This is a genomic window from Flavobacterium sp. WC2509 (assembly GCF_052683105.1).
This window is the reverse complement of sequence record NZ_JBQZFG010000001.1, coordinates 550,086-571,066: the sequence shown is the minus strand read 5'-3', so window position 1 is coordinate 571,066 and position 20,981 is coordinate 550,086. Positions and strand designations below refer to the sequence as shown.

Sequence of the window (20,981 nt, the reverse complement as noted above, 5' to 3'; positions counted from 1 at the left end):
AATGAAAATAGTAATTATAAACGCAGGAAGTTCTTCTATAAAATACCAATTAATTGAAATGCCTGCTGCCGAAGTTATTTGTTCGGGAATGATTGATAGAATTGGTTTAGAAACTTCAAACTTTACATATAAAACAAATAGTGTTTCATTGGAAGAAACGCTACCAATTTCAAATCATAAAACGGGGCTTAAAAAAATTGCCGAATTGTTAATGGATGAAGAAAAAGGAGTGATAAAAAGTACTAATGAAATTCAGGCGGTAGGACATAGAGTAGTACATGGAGGGGCTAGTTTTTCGGATACAGTTATGATTAATGATGAAGTCAAAGAAAAAATAAAACAACTTTTTGAGTTAGCTCCTTTGCATAATCCTGCTAATCTAGAAGGTATTGTTGTGGCAGAGGATGTTTTTTCATCTGCGAAACAAGTAGCGGTTTTTGATACTGCTTTTCATCAAACGATGCCTGAGGTGGCTTACAAATACGCTATTCCAAATTCCTTATTAACCGAAAATAAAATTAGAGTTTATGGTTTTCATGGAACTTCTCATAAATATGTTTCGGAAAAAGCGATCGATTATCTTAAATCTGTTGATAAACCGCATCAAAATATAATTACGGTACATTTAGGAAATGGTTGTAGTATCACCGCTATAAAAAATGGAAAAAGTATTGAGCATTCGATGGGATTTAGCCCAATTAGTGGCTTAATTATGGGGACTAGAAGTGGAGATATTGATCCATCAGTGATTTTTTATATGGCAAAATCATTGGGTTACTCTGTAGAAGAAGTGAATACTTTATTGCAGAAACAAAGCGGAATGCTGGGACTTACAGGTTATAGCGATTTAAGAGATATTGAATCGCATGCTAGTGAGGGGAATAAGGATTGTCAATTGGCTTTGGCTATGAATGCGTATCGTATCAAAAAATATATTGGTTCTTATGCAGCTGCTTTAAATGGATTGGATGCCATTGTTTTTACTGCGGGAATTGGTGAAAATTCGTCTAACATGAGAAAGTTAGTTTGTACCGATATGGAGTTTTTCGGCATAGAATTAGACAATGCTAAAAATGAAATTCGTTCCAAAGAAATTAGAGAAATCAATTTACAAGAATCGAAAACTAAAATTTTGGTTGTCCCTACCAATGAAGAAATCGAAATTGCCAATCAGGTATATCATTTGTTGTTGAATTAAAAAAAGCGAAATGCCCTTTTTCGAGCTTACATAATCTACGTTTCTATGTGTTGAAAATAATTACACCCAACGGGTTAAGTATAAATTTTGATTGATTTAAAATGAAAAGAAAACTACTTATTTTGCTATTTTTAGTAAATAATATTGCTTTGTTTGCTCAACTTAAAGAGCAACAGTTTTTTAAAGAAGTTTATAATTCGGCATTAACAAATTCAAAATGTTATTCTTGGTTAGACTATCTTTCTAATACCATTGGTTCTAGATTATCGGGTTCAACTGGAGCAGAAAAAGCAGTTCAGTACACAAAAACTCAAATGGAAACATTGGGCTTTGATAAAGTGTACTTGCAAGAAGTAATGGTTCCACATTGGGTTCGTGGAAAAAAAGAAACGGCTTATATTCAAGATAATAAAACTCAAATAAAAGTTTCGATTTGTGCTTTGGGTGGTTCTATTGCTACACCCAAAAAAGGCATAATAGCCGAAGTAATTGAAGTGCATAGTTTAAATGAATTAAAAGATTTAGGAATTGAAAAAATAAAAGGAAAAATAGTATTCTATAACAGACCTATGGATCCTGAAAAGCTAGATACTTTTGAGGCTTATTTTCAAGCAGGTGATCAAAGACGTGCTGGAGCGATAGAAGCAGTAAAGTATGGAGCGGTAGGAACAATTGTGCGTTCCTTAAATCTGCGTTTGGATGACTTTCCTCATGCTGGTGGGCAAAGCTATGGAGATTTACCAGAAGAGAAATATATTCCTGCTGCTGCAATTAGTACAAATGGTGCCGAATTGTTAAGTAAAACTTTAAAAAGTAATCCAAATTTAAAGTTCTATTTCAAACAGAGCTGTCAGACATTACCAGATGTGTTGTCCTATAACGTAATTGGAGAGTTGAAAGGAACTGAGCATCCAGAAAATATAATGGTTGTTGGAGGTCATCTCGATTCTTGGGATTTAGCCGATGGTTCTCACGATGATGGAGCAGGTGTGGTGCAAAGTATGGAGGTAATGAATATTTTTAAAAATTTAAATTACAAACCAAAAAATACGCTTCGTGTTGTTCTTTTTATGAATGAAGAAAACGGTGGCGAAGGAGGTGCTAAGTATGAGGAAGTTTCAAAGCAAAACCAGGAGAACCATATTTTTGCACTAGAAAGTGATTCTGGAGGATTTACACCTAGAGGTTTTACAATTGATTGTGATGAAATTAATTTTATAAGAATACAAGGTTTTAAAAAATTATTTGAGCCCTATTTAATTCATAGTTTTACAGTTGGTGAAGGAGGGGCAGATATTGAGCTTTTAACGTCTAAAAAAATTATAAAAGCTGGTCTAAAACCTGATTCACAACGTTATTTTGATTATCATCATGCAGCCAATGATAAATTCGATGCAATTAATAAAAGAGAATTAGAACTCGGTGCGGCAACTATGGCGGCATTTGTTTATATAATTGATCAAAAAGGGATAGAATAAAAGCTAAAATTAAAAATCAAATTGAGAAGTTGAATATTCAGTTTTTTTATTTTGAATTTGATTTTTTCAAATGTACTTGTTTTTTAATACACAAAATAAACCCTATTTTAGCATCTTATTTAAATGAAAAAAAATGATTACTGAAGCACAGTTTCAAAACGAATTAAAGGTATTGATTGCAAATGCTATTAGAGAAGATGTTGGTAGTGGAGATTATAGTTCATTAGCATGTATTCCTGAAAAAGCAATGGGTAAAGCAAAATTATTGGTAAAAGAAGATGGTATTATTGCCGGAGTAGCTTTTGCAAAAATGATATTTGAATATGTAGATCCTAATATGCAAATTGAAACCTTTATAGAAGATGGAGCCCCAGTAAAAAAAGGAGATGTTGTTTTTCATGTTTCTGGGAGTTCACAATCTATTTTAAAGTCAGAAAGAGTGGTGCTAAATTCAATGCAGCGCATGAGTGCTATTGCAACGAAAACAAATAGTTATGTGCAATTGTTAAAAGGTACAAACACAAAAGTACTTGACACTCGAAAAACGACTCCAGGATTTCGTGTAGCCGAAAAATGGGCCGTAACAATTGGAGGAGGAGAAAATCATCGTTTTGCTTTGTACGATATGGTCATGTTAAAAGATAATCACATTGACTTTGCGGGCGGCATAACTTTGGCAATAGCCAAAACTCAAGCTTATCTTAATGAAAATAATTTAGATTTAAAAATCATTGTTGAGGCTAGAGATCTTTCTGAAATTGAAGAAATTCTAAAAAGTGAAGGAGTACACAGAATATTAATTGATAATTTCAATTATGAAGATACTCGTACAGCGGTGGCTTTAATTGGTAACAAATGCCAAACTGAATCTTCAGGAAATATTAATGAAGATACAATGCGTCAATATGCAGAATGTGGAGTGAATTATATTTCATCAGGTGCTTTGACTCATTCTATTTATAATATGGATTTAAGTCTAAAAGCAATTTAGAATATGACTTACAAAATTGAGAATAAGGTTGAAAAAATCCCTGTAATAAGAAGCTTGATGCATGTCTTGAAAAAGATAAAAATGCCTGGTTTAGGAGGTTTTTCGCTTTATGATTTATTAGAAATGTATTTTAAAGGAATCATAGAAGGTGCTTTTTCGTATCATGCAAGTGCAGTTGCGTTTAGTTTCTTCATGGCATTGTTTCCATTTGCCTTATTTATTTTAAATTTAATACCTTATATTCCTATTGAAGGATTTCAAAATGATTTTCTAGAATTTGTAAAGGAAGGTGTTCCTCCAAATACGTATGATGCAATTGCAAATATCATCAATGATATTCTTAATAATAGCCATTCTGGATTAGTATCTTCGGGGTTTCTACTGTCTATTTTTTTGATGGCAAATGGTATAAACGGTATTCTTGGAGGTTTTGAATCTTCGAAACATGTCTTAGAGAAAAGAGGTTTCTTAAAACAATATTTAGTTGCCTTAGGGATTTCATTGACATTGTCTATTCTTTTGCTTTTAACAGTATCTATCATTGTTGTTTTTGAGGTTGTTATCCAAAAGACAACTATTCAAGATGTATTAAGTGAGCAAATTCCGTTAATTATTTTAGGAAGATATATTTTTGTAATCTTAATGATTTTAATAACTTCTTCTATCTTATTGAGATACGGAACAAAACAGTCGCATAAGCCTCCTTTTATAAGCATTGGCTCTGTTTTTACAACGATTCTGATAGTTGTCTCTTCTTATTTTTTCGGAATTTGGGTGATTAGATTTTCAAAATATAACGAATTGTACGGTTCGATAGGAACATTGTTAATCATGATGTTTTATATATGGATTAACTGTATGATTTTATTATTAGGATTTGAGTTGAATGCAACTATTCATAAATTAAGAAAAGTAAATCGCACTACTAATGTTTAATAATAAATACTGTTTTTTTTTATGAAATTTTGTATTCTTGTTAAAAGGAAATCAAACAAAATTGGCTATCTTTATTTCGAATAATAAAATTTTAGTATCAATAATTTAGGAAAAAATGAAAAAAAGTATCGTATTTAGTTTAGTTGTGTTTTTTTTGGTGATTTCCAATATGCAAAGCCAGTCTGTTTTGGGAAAATGGAAAACCATTGATGATGAGACAGGTCAAGCCAAATCAATCGTAGAAATTTATGAAAAATCAGGAAAAATCTACGGAAAAATTATTGATATTATTAATCCTCAAAAGAGAAAAGATCTTTGTACGAAATGTTCAGGTGAAGATAAAAATGCTCCAATTTTAGGATTAGTAATCATTAAAGGTCTTGTAAAAGACGGAGATGAATATAATGGTGGTAAAATTTTGGATCCCTTAAAAGGAGAAGAGTATAAATGTTTCATTACACTTGATGAAAAAGACAAACTAAAAGTTAGAGGCTTTATCGGTTTTTCTTTATTTGGAAGAACCCAATATTGGTATCGAGTGAAATAATGTTATTTTGGGGTTCGTACTATCAAAACCCAAAATGAACAATCTAAATTTAAAATTATTTAATGCATTTTGTAGAAGTTGTTTTACCGCTTTCGCTTGCCAAGACTTTTACATACAAAGTTTCGGAAACTGAATTTCTTTTTATAAAAAAAGGAATGAGGGTTACGGTGCCTTTTGGAAAAAGTAAAATATATACGGCTTTGGTTATTGAAATTCACAATAACAAACCTACTTTATATGAAGCTAAAGAAATTCATCAAATTTTAGACACAATCCCTATAGTAACCGAGTTTCAAATTACTCATTGGTTTTGGATTGCTAATTATTATATGTGTGCTATTGGCGATGTGTATCGTAATGCTATGCCAAGCGCATTGCTGTTAGAAAGCGAAACACTAATAACTAGAAAAAATGATTCATTTGTTGATGAAAGCCTGCTTTCAGATGATGAATATTTAGTTTATGAAGCCATACAGCAACAGAGTTCATTAAAGATACAAGAGATTATTTCAATTTTGAATAAGAAAAATATTTTTCCTGTTATTCAAAAATTGATTGATAAAAATATTCTTTTATTACAAGAAGAACTTCAGGAAATATACAAGCCTAAATTGGTAAGATATGTGCGATTACATCCAAAGTACGATTCTAATGATGGTTTAAAAGATTTACTCGAAATCTTAAAAAGTGCTAATAAACAAAAGGAAATAGTGTTGAATTATTTTCAATTAAGTGCTTCCGAAAAAAAACCAATTACAGTTAAAAAATTAGTGGAAGCCGCTCAATCTTCAACTGCTATTGTTAAGGCTTTGATTGAAAAGGAAATTTTGGAAGATTATTTTTTGCAAGAAGACCGAATTAATTTTTCTGGAAAAGGAAGAGAAGAAGAACTTCAATTGAGTCTAGATCAGCAAAATGCTTTTGATTCCATAAAAGAAAGTTTTCAACAGCAATCCGTTTGTCTTCTTCACGGAATTACATCTAGTGGAAAGACTGAAATTTACATAAAACTTATAGAAGAATATTTGGCGACAGGAAAACAAGTACTGTATTTGTTGCCTGAAATTGTTTTAACTGCTCAATTGGTATCTAGAATTAGAGCGCATTTTGGAAATAAAGTGGTGGTTTTTCATTCCAAATACAGTAATAACGAAAGGGTAGAAGTTTGGAATCAGGTTTTGTTAAATGCTGAAAAAGCCCAAATTGTAATCGGTGCCAGATCGGCTTTGTTTTTGCCTTTTTATGATTTAGGATTTATAATTATTGATGAAGAACACGAACAAACTTTTAAACAATCCGATCCAGCTCCGAGGTTCCATGCTCGTGATGCTGCTATTGTTTTAGCGAATGCGCATCAGGCGAAAGTGCTTTTAGGTTCAGCGACACCAAGTATTGAAACCTATTATAATGCAAAATCTAATAAATTTGGTTTTGTTGAAATTCTGAAGCGTTTTGGGAATGCAAGTTTGCCGGAAGTTTTGTTGGTGGATTTGAAAGATAAGTACTTTCGAAAAAGAATGAATGGGCATTTTAGTGATATTTTGATAGAAGAAATTACTACATCTATATCGGCTGGGGAACAAGTGATCTTGTTTCAGAACAGAAGAGGATTTTCTCCAATTATTGAATGTATTACTTGCGGACACGTTCCGCATTGTCAATCATGTGATGTGAGTTTGACGTATCATAAACATAAAAATCAATTGCGTTGCCATTATTGTGGATATTCCATAGCTAATCCGACTCATTGTCATGCCTGTCATGGTGTAGATTTGACTACAAAAGGGCTAGGAACCGAACAAATTGAGCAAGAGTTAATTACTATTTTTCCAAATGCTAAAATCGGCAGAATGGATCAGGATACTACTCGAGGAAAATTTGGCTTTGAAAAAATAATTGATAGTTTTAAGAATCGTGAGTTTGATATTTTGGTAGGAACTCAAATGCTTGCCAAAGGATTGGATTTTGATAATGTAAGTTTGGTTGGGATTATGAATGCCGATACAATGCTATATCATCCTGATTTTAGGGCATTCGAGCGAAGTTTTCAAATGATGACCCAGGTTGCGGGACGTTCTGGGCGATCTGATAAAAAAGGGAAAGTAGTTATTCAGACTTATAATCCAAATCACAATACGATTCAGCAAGTTACTCATTCAAATTATTTAGGAATGTATAATGAGCAATTGTATGACAGGCAAATATATAAGTATCCGCCTTATTTCAGGATTATAAAAGTAACTTTAAAACAACGTGATTTTGATAAACTAAAGGAGGGCGCTATGTGGCTGTATCAAGTTTTGAGTCAAAATCTGGCAATGCCTGTTTTAGGACCCGAAGAGCCTGTTATCAGCAGAATCAGAAATGAATATATAAGAACTATAATAATTAAAATACCTCAAAATACTTCTATTGCAGGCACAAAAAAAACTATCCAGAAAATTCTAAATAGTTTTGAGGCTGTTTCTCAATACAGAGCAATTAAGGTTACTGTAAATGTTGATTTTTATTAAAGTTTTTAAGAATAGGCAAGTGCTCTCACTAAATCTTCTTTTTTGTTTCGGCTCAAAGGAATTTTAGTTAGACCGATTTCTGCAAACTTACTGTTAAAACGATCAATCTTATCAATGTTAATAATATATGATTTGTGTACCCTAATGAATTTTTCTTTTGATAAATCATTTTCGAAAGATTTCATTGTTGAAAGAACTAGATTACTATCGTCTTCTGTAACTACTTTTACATAATCACCAAAAGCCTCAATCCATTTAATTTTAGAAGTATATATTTTTAATTTTTTCAGATTGCTTTTAATAAAAATATGCTCACCTTCATCTTCTTTGTTTTCCTTTTTAAGAAGGAATTGATCAATCGCTCTGCGGACAGAGGCATTAAAACGTTCAATAGAAATTGGTTTTTGCAAATAATCAGTAGCATCATAATCAAATGCTTTCATAGCATATTCTGCTTTTGAAGTAATGAAAATGATTTGAGGTTTTGTTTTCAAACCATCAAGAAAATCAAAACCGCTAATAACTGGCATCTCAATATCAAGAAAGATTAAATCAACTGTATGAACTGTCATACAGCTTTTAGCTTCGATAGCATTTGAAAAATCTCCAATTAGGTTTAAGTTAGTATGATTATTAACTAATTTTGCAATAATCATTCTTTGTATTGAACTATCATCAACAACAACACAGTTTAGTTTCATAGTATCAAGTTTTTGATTTGGTAAAGTAAAAATAGTTTTTTTTTTGAATAAATTTTTTAAAATCAACTTTTTTTTCGCTGTTCATCGATTAAGATTGCTTAAGGTTTGTTTGTTTAAAAAAAATGATTACTTTTGCACCCAATTTAACAAATAAATATATTATTTATGAATCATTATGAAACTGTTTTCATTTTAAATCCCGTTTTATCTGAAGTTCAGGTAAAGGAAACAGTAAGCAAATTTGAAGATTTTCTTACTAGTAGAGGAGCAGAAATGGTATCTAAAGAAGACTGGGGTCTTAAAAAGATGGCTTACGAAATCCAAAACAAGAAAAGTGGTTTTTACCATTTGTTCGAATTTAAAGTATCAGGAGAAGTTCTTATCGCTTTTGAAACTGAATTTAGACGTGACGAAAGAGTTATGCGTTTCTTAACTGTAAGTCTTGACAAACATGCTATCTCTTGGGCTGAAAGAAGAAGAGCAAAACTTAAATCTCAAAAAGCTTAATTATCATGGCAACATTACAACAATCTGCTTCAGGAAAAAAAGACGGGGATATCAGATATCTTACGCCTTTGAACATAGAAACTAACAAGACTAAAAAATATTGTCGTTTCAAAAAATCAGGTATCAAATATATCGATTATAAAGATGCTGATTTCTTATTGAAATTCGTTAATGAGCAAGGAAAAATTCTTCCTCGTCGTTTAACTGGAACTTCATTAAAATACCAAAGAAAAGTTTCTGTAGCTGTAAAAAGAGCTCGTCACTTAGCTTTAATGCCATACGTGGCCGATTTATTAAAATAATTAAAAATTAACAGTTGTTGGTTTTCTGAAATATGAAACCTAACTTCTCAAATAAAGGACAACAACATGGAACTTATTTTAAGACAAGACGTTCAAAATTTAGGATTTAAAGATGATGTAGTAACTGTGAAAAACGGATACGGTCGTAACTTCTTGATTCCTCAAGGATTCGCTCATTTAGCTACTTCTTCTGCAAAGAAAGTATTGGCTGAAAACCTAAAACAAAGAGCTCACAAAGAAGCTAAAGTTGTAGCAGATGCAAAAGCATTAGCTGAAGCTTTAAAAGCTATCGAAATTAAAATTTCTGCTAAAGCAGGTGGTGAAAAATTATTCGGATCTATTACAAACATTGATATCGCTGAAGCTTTAGCTAAAGGTGGTCAAGTAATTGATAGAAAATTTATTACTTCTGGTATCGTTAAACGTACTGGTAAATATTCTGCTTCAGTAAGATTACACAGAGATGTAATCGTTGAATTAGCATACGAAATTGTTGCTGAAAAAGCATAATTTTTAAATGTATATATTGAAATCCCGATGAAAGTCGGGATTTTTTTTGTTTAGTGTCATTGCGAGGAACGAAGCAATCACATCATTATTAACTTTTAAATATTTGGAACGAGATTGCTTCGTTCCTCGCAATGACATGAAATACGCCAGACTTACAAAAGAACAATTTGAAGAGTTAACGCAGGAATTCACTAATTTTTTGGCAACTCAGACAATTGATAAAGCGGAATGGGATCAGATAAAAGCGGAGAAACCAGAAGTAGCTGAGCAAGAGTTGGATGTTTTTTCAGATTTAGTTTGGGAAGGTGTTTTGACTAATGCTAATTATTTGGAATTTTTCTCTAAAAATCATATTTTCTTGTTTCAATGTTTTGATACACATATAAAATCAATCGTTTTGAAATCATTGGTTCCTGAAGTTGATTTTTTGAGCAAAGAAGGATTGCAATGGCTGAGTGATAATATGTTTACCGAAACTATTGAAATGAAAACCGGTAAAAAAGAATTTACGGAAGAACGTAATCTTTCCATTTTTCAATTAATTCAGCAAGGTTCTATTTTGAGTGATGGACAATTATACAATCAAATTAATACGATTATTGAATCATAAATTTGATTTTTAAACTTTAAATTGGTTATTTTAGTAGATTATTAAGTCGACTAGAATAGCCAATTTTTTGCTTTATGAATATACAGGAAACCATACAAACGCTTAGAGAAGAACTCAATCTTCACAATCATAATTACTATGTGTTGGATAATCCAACGTTGTCTGATTATGAGTTTGATATGAAATTAAAAGAACTTCAGGATTTAGAAAATAAGCATCCAGATTTTTTTGATGTCAATTCGCCTACACAAAGAGTAGGAGGTACGATCACGAAAAATTTTGAAACTATTCCGCATGAATATCGCATGTATTCTTTAGATAATTCTTATTCTAAAGAAGATTTGCAAGATTGGGAAGTTCGAATTCAGAAAGTTTTAGGTGATGTTCCTTTGCAGTATACTTGTGAATTAAAGTATGATGGTGCTTCTATCAGTATTACTTACGAAAACGGAAAACTAGCTCGTGCTGTGACTCGGGGTGACGGTTTTCAAGGTGATGATGTTACTAATAATATTAAAACTATAAAATCTATTCCATTACAATTAAAAGGAGATTTTCCTGCGAAATTTGCTATTCGTGGAGAGATAATATTGCCTTTTGCAGGATTCGAAAAAATGAATCAGGAATTAATAGAAATTGGAGAAACTCCTTATTCTAATCCTAGAAATACGGCTTCGGGAAGTTTAAAGTTACAAGATAGTACCGAAGTTGCGAAAAGACCTTTGGACTGTTTATTGTATTTTGTTATTGGGAACCAATTACCTTTTAAATCGCAGTTTGAAGGTTTGGAATCGGCTAGAAAATGGGGTTTCAAAGTTCCAAACGAATCTAAATTAGCTTCTAGTTTAGAAGAAGTTTTTCAATTTATTGAATATTGGGATGTTCATCGACATAATCTTCCATATGAAACTGATGGAGTTGTGGTTAAGGTTAATAATTTGCATTATCAAGACGAATTAGGATATACAGCCAAATCTCCTCGTTGGGCAATGGCATACAAGTTTAAAGCTGAACAGGTTTTTACAAAACTAAATTCTATTTCGTATCAAGTAGGGAGAACAGGTTCTATTACGCCAGTTGCTAATCTTGAGCCTGTACAATTGGCTGGGACTATTGTAAAACGTGCTTCTTTGCATAATGCCGATCAAATAGAAAAATTAGATATTAGAATAGATGATACTGTTTTTGTTGAAAAAGGAGGGGAGATTATTCCGAAAATTATAGCAGTTGATTTGAGTAAACGACCTGATAATTCAGAAATTACAAAATACATTACTCATTGTCCAGAATGTCAAACAGAATTGATTCGTAGTGAAGGCGAGGCAAATCATTATTGTCCAAATTTTTACGGTTGTCCACCTCAAATTATTGGAAGAATTCAGCATTACATTTCTAGAAAAGCAATGGATATTGAGGGTCTTGGCGGTGAAACGGTTGCCTTGCTTTACAAAAATGATTTGGTTCATAATTATGCTGATTTGTATGAATTAAAAGTTGAGGATATTTTGCATTTAGAAAGAATGGCACAAAAATCAGCTGAGAATTTAGTGAAAGGAGTTGAAAATTCTAAAAATATTCCTTTCGAAAGTGTGTTGTTTGCTTTAGGTATTCGTTTTGTTGGTGAAACAGTTGCCAAGAAATTAGCGAAGCATTACAAAAATATTGAGGCACTAAGTCAGGCATCTTTAATGGATTTAATTTTAGTTGATGAAATCGGTGAACGAATTGCCAAAAGCGTAATTGAATTTTTTGAGAACGAAGAAAATAAGAAAATAATTGAGCGGTTAAAAAGTTATGGTGTACAATTTGAGATTATTGAAAAAATTAATCCAAATGCGACAGAAAAATTCTTAGGAAAAACATTTGTTGTTTCGGGTGTTTTTTCGACTTATTCAAGAGATGAACTCAAAAAAGCTATCGAAGATAATGGTGGAAAAGTAGGTAGTTCTATATCCGCAAAGACTGATTTTGTTGTTGCTGGAGATAATATGGGACCTGCTAAGTTAGAAAAAGCAACTAAGCTAAACGTTTTGATAATTTCAGAAGATCGATTTATAGAAATGTTACATGAAAGCTAATACGCCATCACTTATACTTTTTTTTATTACTTCGGCGTTGGTAGTTGTATTTAAATTATTAGGTGATGATATGATGTTGCTTTGTGCAAAATCTATGATAATACCTTCCTTGTTTATTTATTATTTTGTATCCAATAACTATAAAATATCATTTTTAAAAGCTACAATTTTTTTATTGCTTTTTGTTAGAGATGTTTTTAATACACTGAGAATTAAAGAATCGGCTATGGGTTCTTTTTTGTGTGTATTACTGGTTTATATTTTGTTGCTATATATTGCTCAAAAAGAGCTTGAGTTTTTTGAATTTAATTATCGTGATTTAATTTCGATTTCTATTCTAATTTTTGGTGTTGGTAGTATTTGTTATTCTATTTTGAAGTTGAAATTGGAAAACTTAGAATTAGACTTTTCTATGTATGTTTTCTTTGGAATAATTTTGAGTTTTTTGAGTATTGTTTCTGTTATAAACTATATCAAAAGCGGAAGTTATGCTTTCTTCAACGGGGTATTAATGTGTATTTGTTTTGTTATTACCGATATATTTTTTGTTATCTATAAGTTTTATATCTACAATTATGCTTTCACTTTTATTAGCTTAATTACTCAATTTTTATCCTATTTTTTTATGGTGAATTACTTCTTAGAAAAGGATAAAGTTAATCAAGATTTATCGGATGATTAGTTTTATCGGATGTTTTTTTAAGTTTTAAATTTCAATAATTTTGTTTGTTACTGATTGTATTTGTTTTAATTGTAAATCAAATGCTGTGAAAACAATGTTAAGAATATAACAAAAAGTTTTAAATAGTCGTTATAGTTTTTTAGATTTACCAACTCAAATGAAACTGAAATAAGTAAATTTGTAATCCTGTAAAAGTGCTATGTTTTTAAATAATATAAAGAGCTTTTTATTAAAAAAAACCTTGAAAAGGCAACTGTGTAATGTTAAAGAAGAGTCTTTAAATCGCCCTGTTGTGAGAGTTGGTTTGATTGTTGATGAAAGCCATTTTTTAGAAACAAATGCTTTAAAACAAGAGATTGTTCTAAATGGTATTGCTGATAACGCTATTAAGATTATTGCTTATCGTGATGTCATAAAGAGTAAACAAGTGTATTCGCAATTAACATTTGGATTAAAAGATTTAAATCTAAATGGCGAATTTACTCAAGAGGTAATAAATGAATTTATTTCAGATGAGTTTGATTTATTAATAAGTTATTATGATGAAGATAAACCATTTTTATTGCTTTTAACTAATAATTCGAAAGCGAAATTTAAGGTTGGTTTTTCAACTGTAGATAAAAGACTAAATCATTTGTTGTTTAACATTGCCCTTGAAAATTATAAAGGCTTTACAAATGAGTTATTTCGATACTTAAAAATATTAAACAAAATATAATTTAAATTATGCAATCATTAATAGGAACTGGAGTCGCCCTAATTACACCCTTTAAAAACGATTTTACAATTGATATTGAAGCTCTAAAAAGAACTGTAAATTTATCGATAGATGGTGGGGTTGAATATCTGGTTGTGCTTGGTACAACGGCAGAAAATGCAACACTATCAGCAGATGAGCAAGAATTAGTTGTAAATACTATAATAGAAGCTAATGCAGGTAGATTGCCTTTGGTTCTTGGTGTAGGAGGAAATAATACATTAAAAATTGTTGAAGAATTGCGTACAAGAGATTTTTCGGCTTTCGAGGCAATTTTATCTGTTTCTCCTTATTACAACAAACCGACTCAAGAAGGAATATACCAACATTTCAAAGCGATTGCTGAAGTTTCTCCGATTCCGGTAATCTTGTATAATGTACCAGGTAGAACTTCTAGTAATATGTCGCCAGCAACTGTAATTAGATTGGCAAATGATTTCGACAACGTTGTTGCTATAAAAGAAGCGGCTGGGGATTTAGTTCAAGCGATGCAACTTATAAAAGATAAACCTAAAGATTTCTTAGTAATTTCTGGTGATGATATGATTGCATTGCCAATTGTTTTAGCTGGTGGTGCAGGTGTTATATCAGTAATAGGTCAAGGTTTTCCAAAAGAATTTTCAGAGATGATTCGATTAGGATTGAATAGAAAAGTTGATGATGCTTTTAAACTTCAATATTTATTAGCTGATTGTATTGATATGATTTTTGAACAAGGAAATCCTGCAGGAATTAAAGAAGTATTAAAAATTCTAGGTGTAACTGAAAATGTACTTCGTTTACCATTGGTTTCTGTAGATGAATCGTTGTCAAATCGTATGGATCTTTTCGTAAAAAAAATGGTCAAAAACTCTTAAAATTGCAGTGTTTTTTTTAACAAAAGAAATATTTTGTAATAGCTAAATTAATAACTAAATTTGCCACCTAACTTTGGTGGCTTTTATTGCGAATAAACACAAGGCAGTAAATAAAAAATTAGTGGATGATAATGAAAAAAATAATATCTGTTTTACTTGTTGTTTTGTTTTTTAGTTCTTGTAGTGAATACCAAGATGCGTTAAAGAAAGAAGATGTAGCTTTTAAATTTGATGTAGGATCAAAATTATATGAAGCAGGTAAATATTCAAAAGCAATTCGTCTTTTCGAACAATTGGCTCCTTCATACAGAGGAAAACCTCAAGGAGAAAAGTTGTTTTATATGTATTCGCAATCTTTGTATAAAACAAAACAGTATTATTTAGCAGGATATCAATTCGATAGTTTTAATTCAGGATATCCAAGAAGCGAAAAAGCAGAAGAGTGTTTGTTTTTGGGAGCTAAGAGTTATGCTATGTTATCTCCGGTTTACAGTATTGATCAAACGGATACTTATAAAGCGATTGAAAAGGTTCAAGGATTTATTGATCGTTATCCAAATTCGCAATATATTGTTGAAGCTAATGAAATTTCAAAAAAGTTAAATGAAAAGATAGAACGTAAGGTTTATGAAAATGCTTTTCAATATTATAAAATTTCAAATTACAAATCAGCATTAATTGCATTTGATAATTTTATTGCAGATTATCCGGGAACTTCTTACAAAGAAAAAGCATTGTATTATAAACTAGATTCAGCTTATTTATTAGCAATAAATAGTATTTATATAAAAATGCAAGACCGATTGATAACTGCCAAAACTTGTTATAATAACTTGGTTAAATTCAAACCAAATACTGAATTCAAAAGTCAGGCAGACGAAAGATTAGCTAAAATTGATGAGGAATTACAAAAATTTAATAAATAAATAAAGTCATGGATTTAAAAAAGACAAATGCTCCGGTAAATACAATAACTTATAATAAAACTGTTATTGAAGAACCTACTGGAAATGTGTATGAGGCGATAACAATTATGGCTAAAAGAGCAAATCAAATTAATTCTGAAATTAAAAAAGAATTGACTGAAAAATTAGAAGAATTTGCTACTTATAATGACAGTTTAGAAGAAGTTTTTGAAAATAAAGAACAAATTGAAGTTTCTAAATTTTACGAAAAACTTCCAAAACCACACGCTTTAGCTGTTCAAGAATGGTTAGATGGTAAAATTTACCACAGAGAAGCAAATAAATAATCTATACTAATGTCAGTTTTAAGCGGAAAAAAGATTTTGCTAGGGATATCTGGTGGAATCGCTGCATATAAAACGGCTTCATTAGTTAGACTCTTCATAAAAGCAGGTGCACATGTCCAAGTGATAATGACACCTGCTTCTAAGGATTTTATAACTCCACTTACCTTATCTACACTATCTAAAAACCCTGTTTTTTCAGAATTTTATAATAAAGACGAAAAAAATGAACAGTGGAATAGTCATGTAGAATTAGGTCTTTGGGCAGATATAATGGTCATTGCACCAGCGACTGCCAATACTTTATCTAAAATGGCAAATGGATTGTGTGATAATCTATTAATTGCCTGTTACTTATCTGCCAAATGTCCTGTGTATTTTGCGCCAGCAATGGATTTGGATATGTATATTCATCCTTCTACTCTTGAAAGTTTTACTGCATTAAAGGCTTTTGGTAATACAATGATTCCAGCTGAAAATGGGGAGTTAGCCAGTGGTTTATCTGGAGAAGGCCGAATGGCTGAACCAGAAAATATTATTTCTTTTTTAGAAGCAGACCTTGAAAGTAAATTGCCTTTAAAAGGAAAAAAAATACTAATTACCGCAGGTCCTACATACGAAGCAATCGATCCCGTGCGTTTTATAGGGAATCATTCTTCGGGTAAAATGGGATTTGATATCGCTCAGAGTGCTGCTAAATTAGGAGCAACTGTAATACTAGTTTCAGGACCAACGCATTATCAAATTAATCACTCGTTAGTTCAAGTTGTTCGAGTTGTTTCGGCTCAGGAAATGTATGATGCTTGTCATCAATATTACCAGGATGTGGATGTGGTAATAGCTGCTGCAGCCGTTGCAGATTACAGACCTAAAAATATTGCTCAACAAAAAATTAAAAAAGCTGTTAATAATTTTACAATTGAGCTTGAGAAAACCAAGGATATTTTGGCTTCATTTGGTGAACTCAAGAAAAAGCAATTTTTAATTGGCTTTGCTTTAGAAACAGAAAATGAAATTGAGAATGCTAAAGCAAAAATTCAGAAAAAAAACTTAGATTTGATAGTTCTAAATTCGTTGCAAGATGAAGGAGCTGGTTTTAGCAAACCTACTAATAAAGTTACCTTTATTGATAGTGAATTTAATATTGAGCCTTTAGAATTAAAATCTAAGGAAGCCGTGGCTGATGATATTTTGAATAAAGTAATAACACATTTTTATGATTAGATTTATCTTGTTTTTATTTTTAGGATGTGGCTTTATTCAAGCCCAACAGTTAAATTGTACTGTATCTATAAATACTCAAAAAATAAGTAATGCCAATCAGCAAGTTTTTAAAACCTTAGAAACTGCCATAACCGAATTTGTCAATAAAACCGATTGGACTGGACAAGTTTTTTCGCAAAAGGAAAAAGTGAATTGCTCCATGTTTATTACGCTATCTAGTTATAGTTCGGATCAGTTTGTTGCTAATATTCAAGTGCAATCATCAAGAAATATTTATAATTCTACTTATTCTTCACCTGTTTTGAATATAAATGATAAGGATTTTACATTCAATTATACAGAGTTTGAGAATTTGACTTATAATCCAACAAGTTATAGTTCTAATCTGATTTCTGTTTTGTCATTTTATTCATTTGTCATTTTAGGAATGGATGCAGATACGTTTTTGCCTTATTATGGTGATCGTTATTTTAAAGAAGCACTTAATATTACAAATCTAGCTCAGCAAGGAGGCTATAAAGGATGGAACCAATCTGATGGTCCTTTGAGTAGATATTTTTTAATTTACGATCTATTGTCTCCAACTTATGCTGATATAAGACAATCTAGCCAAAAATATTATTCAGGTTTAGATGCAATGACTCAGGATATTAAAAAAGCTAAAGAAATTATTAAAGGTTCTTTGATGAATTTAGCAAGTTTGAATGAGACCAAACCCAATTCTTATTTATTACGTGTTTTTATGGATTCAAAATCGGATGAAATTGTATCTATATTTACAGGAGGACCAAGCATTACAATAACTGATTTGGTTGATAGTTTAAACAGGACTTCCTCAGCAAATTCAAGTAAATGGCAATTATTAAAATATTAGTTTTTAAATTGCTTTTCATTTAACCCAATCTATATTTTAATAAATGATAACTTCATTAGCTATAAAAAACTATGCGTTAATTGAAAAATTAACAATCGATTTTTCGAAGGGTTTTTCGATAATTACAGGAGAAACGGGGGCTGGAAAATCGATAATATTAGGAGCATTAGGCTTGGCATTAGGAAAAAGAGCCGACTTAACTTCCCTTAAAAATAAGGATGAAAAATGTGTTATTGAAGCTCATTTTGAAATTTCTAAATATAATCTGCTTCCTTTTTTTGAAGAAAATGACTTGGATTATGAACCTGAGACAATTATCCGTAGAGAAATTTTACCTTCTGGAAAATCAAGAGCATTTATAAATGACAGCCCTGTAAATTTACAAGAATTACAAGAGCTAGGTTTATATTTGATTGATATTCATTCGCAACAACAAACTCAAGAATTGTCTGACGAAACGGTGCAATTTAAAATTATTGATGCTGTAGCGAACAATCTTGATATAATCAATTCGTATCAATCGGAATTAAAAAAGTACAAAGCAGATAAAAGCAAATTAAATACTTTAATCAAAAGAAAAGCTGAGGCGTCTAAAGAACAAGAATACAATACTTTTCTTTTAGAGGAATTGGTTGGAGCTAAGTTGAAATCAGGTGAGCAAGAAGTTTTGGAAGAAGATTATGAGCAGTTAAATAATGTTGAAATAATTAAAGAATCTCTCGATAAGTCTTTGGCTATTGCCAATGAAGAGCAAATAGGAGTATTGCATAATTTGAATGAAATAAAAAATGCTATTCAAAAAATCTCTACTTTTTCCGCTGATTATAATTTGTTGTTTGAAAGAATTACAAGTTTAAAGATTGATTTTGAAGATATAGCCATTGAATTAAACCGTTGTTCTGAAAAATTAATTAATGATCCGGAACAATTAAACTTGATTAGTCAAAAGCTACAACTAATTTACAATTTACAGAAGAAACATCAAGTAAATACTGTTGATGAGTTGATTGAGATTCAAAATACTTTAGAAAATTCGGTATTAGAATTAGGAAATATCGATGAAGAGATTACAAAATTAACTGAATTAGTTGAGGCTAATGCAAAAGAGCTAGATCAAATTTGTGATACAATCCATAATAACAGAGAACAGGCAATTCCTTTGCTGTCGCAAAAATTAATTGCAATATTAGAAACTTTAGGAATGCCTAATGTTCGATTTAAAATGGAATTAACTCCAACTTCAACTTATTTTGAAAATGGAAAAGATGAATTACAATTTTTAATTTCTGCTAATAAAGGAACAGACTTTGGTCTGTTAAAGAAAGTAGCTTCAGGAGGCGAAATGTCCCGAATTATGCTTGCTGTAAAAGCAATTTTGGCACAATATTCTAAATTACCAACCTTAATTTTTGATGAAATTGATACTGGAGTTTCTGGAGAAATTGCTAATAAAATGGGTGAGATTATGAAAGAAATGAGTACTCAGATGCAAATATTTGCTATAACGCATTTACCTCAAATTGCTGCTAAAGGAAATGAGCATTTTAAAGTATTCAAATCTACTGTTGGTGAAGACACTCTATCAGAATTGAAATTATTAACTAGTGAAGAACGAGTGGTAGAAATTGCACAAATGTTATCAGGAACTATCATTTCAGATTCAGCCTTAAATCACGCAAAAGCCTTGTTGAACTAAATAATTGGGCTATATTTGTTCATTCAATTTTAAAAATATAAGAAATTACAATATAAATTAACGTACAAAGGATTATGATTATAGAACCAAGAATGAGAGGATTTATTTGTTTGACTGCTCAACCAAAAGGTAGTGAACAAAGTGTAAAAAATCAAATTGAATATGTAAAATCAAAAGGGACTATTGCTGGAGCTAAGAAAGTATTAGTTATTGGAGCTTCAACAGGTTTTGGTTTGGCTTCAAGAATTACAAGTGCCTTTGGTTCTGATGCAGCTACAATAGGTGTGTTTTTTGAAAAAGCACCTTCAGAAGGAAAAACGGCTTCTCCAGGTTGGTATAATTCAGCTGCTTTTGAAAATGAAGCTAAAAAAGCTGGTTTGTATGCAAAAAGTATCAATGGAGATGCTTTTTCGAATGAAGTAAAAAGACAAACTTTAGATCTTATAAAAGCAGATTTAGGCCAAGTTGATTTAATTATTTATAGTCTTGCTTCGCCAGTACGTTTAAATCCAAATACAGGAGTTTTACACCGTTCAACTTTAAAACCAATTGGACAAACATTTTCCAATAAAACAGTAGATTTTCATACAGGAAAAGTTTCAGAGGTTTCAATTGAGCCTTCTAATGAAGAAGATATCGCCAATACAGTTGCTGTAATGGGAGGTGAAGATTGGGCTATGTGGATTGATGCTTTAAAAGCTGAAAATCTATTAGCTCCGGGTGCTACAACTGTTGCTTATTCTTATATCGGGCCATCATTAACAGAGGCTGTTTATAGAAAAGGAACAATTGGGCGCGCTAAAGATCATTTAGAAGCTACTGCATTTACTATTACAGATAGTTTAGCAGATATTAACGGAAAAGCGTATGTGTCTGTAAATAAAGCATTGGTAACTCAAGCTAGTTCTGCTATTCCAGTAATTCCATTGTATATTTCTTTATTGTATAAAATCATGAAAGAAAAAGGAATTCACGAAGGGTGTATTGAGCAAATTCAGCGTCTGTATGCACAAAGATTGTACACAGGCGAACCAATGATTACTGATGATAAAGGAAGAATCCGTATCGATGATTGGGAAATGCGTGAGGATGTTCAGTCACAAGTGGCAGCACTTTGGGAACAAGCTACAACAGAGAATTTAGCCGAAATAGGAGATTTAGAAGGATACAGAAGTGATTTCTATAACTTGTTTGGTTTTGGTTTTGATGGAGTTGATTACAAAGCCGATACAAACGAATTGGTTAATGTTCCAAGTATATCTTAATTTAGA

At 31.2% G+C, this 20,981-nt stretch carries 21 protein-coding genes; 20 read left to right on the top strand and 1 reads right to left on the bottom strand.

The window, feature by feature from the left end:
* Position 1: 1 nt before the first annotated feature.
* From ACUN3A_RS02210 to priA, 6 genes are all read left to right on the top strand, one after another.
* Complete coding sequence (locus ACUN3A_RS02210; protein WP_445549717.1) at positions 2–1,198, top strand: acetate/propionate family kinase; 1,197 nt, start codon at positions 2–4, stop codon at positions 1,196–1,198.
* Between the two features lie 101 nt (positions 1,199–1,299).
* Positions 1,300–2,676, top strand: coding sequence for a M28 family peptidase (locus ACUN3A_RS02205; RefSeq protein WP_445549716.1), 1,377 nt, complete (start codon positions 1,300–1,302; stop codon positions 2,674–2,676).
* 133 nt (positions 2,677–2,809) lie between these two features.
* A complete protein-coding gene (gene nadC / locus ACUN3A_RS02200; RefSeq protein ID WP_445549715.1) occupies positions 2,810–3,667 on the top strand; it encodes a carboxylating nicotinate-nucleotide diphosphorylase in 858 nt (285 codons plus the stop codon).
* Between the two features lie 3 nt (positions 3,668–3,670).
* On the top strand, positions 3,671–4,603 hold the full coding sequence (locus tag ACUN3A_RS02195; RefSeq protein ID WP_445549714.1) for a YihY/virulence factor BrkB family protein: 933 nt from the start codon (positions 3,671–3,673) through the stop codon (positions 4,601–4,603).
* A 115-nt stretch (positions 4,604–4,718) separates the two neighbouring features.
* Positions 4,719–5,150, top strand: a complete 432-nt coding sequence (locus ACUN3A_RS02190) for a DUF2147 domain-containing protein (RefSeq protein ID WP_445549713.1) — start codon at positions 4,719–4,721, stop codon at positions 5,148–5,150.
* Positions 5,151–5,212: 62 nt separating this feature from the next.
* Entirely contained in the window at positions 5,213–7,663 is a 2,451-nt protein-coding gene (gene priA / locus ACUN3A_RS02185; RefSeq protein WP_445549712.1) for a replication restart helicase PriA, read from the top strand.
* A gap of 5 nt (positions 7,664–7,668) precedes the next feature.
* Here the strand turns inward: priA and ACUN3A_RS02180 are convergent, their stop codons facing one another.
* Positions 7,669–8,364: a LytR/AlgR family response regulator transcription factor gene (locus ACUN3A_RS02180; protein ID WP_445549711.1), complete on the bottom strand. Its 696-nt coding sequence runs from the start codon at positions 8,362–8,364 to the stop codon at positions 7,669–7,671.
* A gap of 165 nt (positions 8,365–8,529) precedes the next feature.
* On the opposite strand from ACUN3A_RS02180, the gene rpsF reads away from it, so the two are divergent.
* The 14 genes from rpsF (at position 8,530) to fabV (ending at position 20,975) form a co-directional block, all read left to right on the top strand.
* Positions 8,530–8,871 carry a 30S ribosomal protein S6 gene (rpsF, locus tag ACUN3A_RS02175; RefSeq protein WP_077370382.1) on the top strand — a complete coding sequence of 114 codons (342 nt, stop codon included), beginning with the start codon at positions 8,530–8,532 and terminating at the stop codon, positions 8,869–8,871.
* 5 nt (positions 8,872–8,876) lie between these two features.
* Positions 8,877–9,173, top strand: a complete 297-nt coding sequence (gene rpsR / locus ACUN3A_RS02170) for a 30S ribosomal protein S18 (protein WP_007138295.1) — start codon at positions 8,877–8,879, stop codon at positions 9,171–9,173.
* Between the two features lie 66 nt (positions 9,174–9,239).
* Positions 9,240–9,683 carry a 50S ribosomal protein L9 gene (gene rplI, locus ACUN3A_RS02165; protein WP_445549710.1) on the top strand — a complete coding sequence of 148 codons (444 nt, stop codon included), beginning with the start codon at positions 9,240–9,242 and terminating at the stop codon, positions 9,681–9,683.
* A gap of 136 nt (positions 9,684–9,819) precedes the next feature.
* Positions 9,820–10,293, top strand: a complete 474-nt coding sequence (locus ACUN3A_RS02160; protein ID WP_445549709.1) for a DUF6495 family protein — start codon at positions 9,820–9,822, stop codon at positions 10,291–10,293.
* A gap of 74 nt (positions 10,294–10,367) precedes the next feature.
* Positions 10,368–12,371: an NAD-dependent DNA ligase LigA gene (gene ligA / locus ACUN3A_RS02155; RefSeq protein ID WP_445549708.1), complete on the top strand. Its 2,004-nt coding sequence runs from the start codon at positions 10,368–10,370 to the stop codon at positions 12,369–12,371.
* Positions 12,361–13,053, top strand: a complete 693-nt coding sequence (locus tag ACUN3A_RS02150) for a hypothetical protein (protein WP_445549707.1) — start codon at positions 12,361–12,363, stop codon at positions 13,051–13,053. Before ligA ends, ACUN3A_RS02150 begins: the two co-directional genes overlap by 11 nt.
* Before the next feature lie 199 nt (positions 13,054–13,252).
* Entirely contained in the window at positions 13,253–13,771 is a 519-nt protein-coding gene (locus ACUN3A_RS02145) for a DUF6913 domain-containing protein (RefSeq protein WP_445549706.1), read from the top strand.
* An 8-nt stretch (positions 13,772–13,779) separates the two neighbouring features.
* Positions 13,780–14,667 (top strand): 4-hydroxy-tetrahydrodipicolinate synthase, encoded by an 888-nt coding sequence (gene dapA, locus ACUN3A_RS02140; RefSeq protein WP_445549705.1) that lies wholly within the window; start codon positions 13,780–13,782, stop codon positions 14,665–14,667.
* 131 nt (positions 14,668–14,798) lie between these two features.
* Positions 14,799–15,593 (top strand): outer membrane protein assembly factor BamD, encoded by a 795-nt coding sequence (locus ACUN3A_RS02135; protein ID WP_445549704.1) that lies wholly within the window; start codon positions 14,799–14,801, stop codon positions 15,591–15,593.
* 8 nt (positions 15,594–15,601) lie between these two features.
* The gene (locus tag ACUN3A_RS02130; protein ID WP_035634966.1) at positions 15,602–15,919 is read left to right on the top strand and encodes a DNA-directed RNA polymerase subunit omega; all 318 of its coding nucleotides are present in this window, start codon (positions 15,602–15,604) and stop codon (positions 15,917–15,919) included.
* Positions 15,920–15,928: 9 nt separating this feature from the next.
* The gene (gene coaBC, locus ACUN3A_RS02125) at positions 15,929–17,140 is read left to right on the top strand and encodes a bifunctional phosphopantothenoylcysteine decarboxylase/phosphopantothenate--cysteine ligase CoaBC (protein ID WP_445549703.1); all 1,212 of its coding nucleotides are present in this window, start codon (positions 15,929–15,931) and stop codon (positions 17,138–17,140) included.
* Positions 17,133–18,014 carry a type IX secretion system protein PorD gene (porD, locus tag ACUN3A_RS02120; RefSeq protein WP_445549702.1) on the top strand — a complete coding sequence of 294 codons (882 nt, stop codon included), beginning with the start codon at positions 17,133–17,135 and terminating at the stop codon, positions 18,012–18,014. The genes coaBC and porD overlap by 8 nt, the downstream gene beginning before the upstream one ends.
* Before the next feature lie 43 nt (positions 18,015–18,057).
* On the top strand, positions 18,058–19,710 hold the full coding sequence (gene recN, locus ACUN3A_RS02115) for a DNA repair protein RecN (protein ID WP_445549701.1): 1,653 nt from the start codon (positions 18,058–18,060) through the stop codon (positions 19,708–19,710).
* Between the two features lie 74 nt (positions 19,711–19,784).
* Complete coding sequence (fabV, locus tag ACUN3A_RS02110; RefSeq protein WP_445549700.1) at positions 19,785–20,975, top strand: enoyl-ACP reductase FabV; 1,191 nt, start codon at positions 19,785–19,787, stop codon at positions 20,973–20,975.
* Positions 20,976–20,981 lie beyond the last annotated feature (6 nt).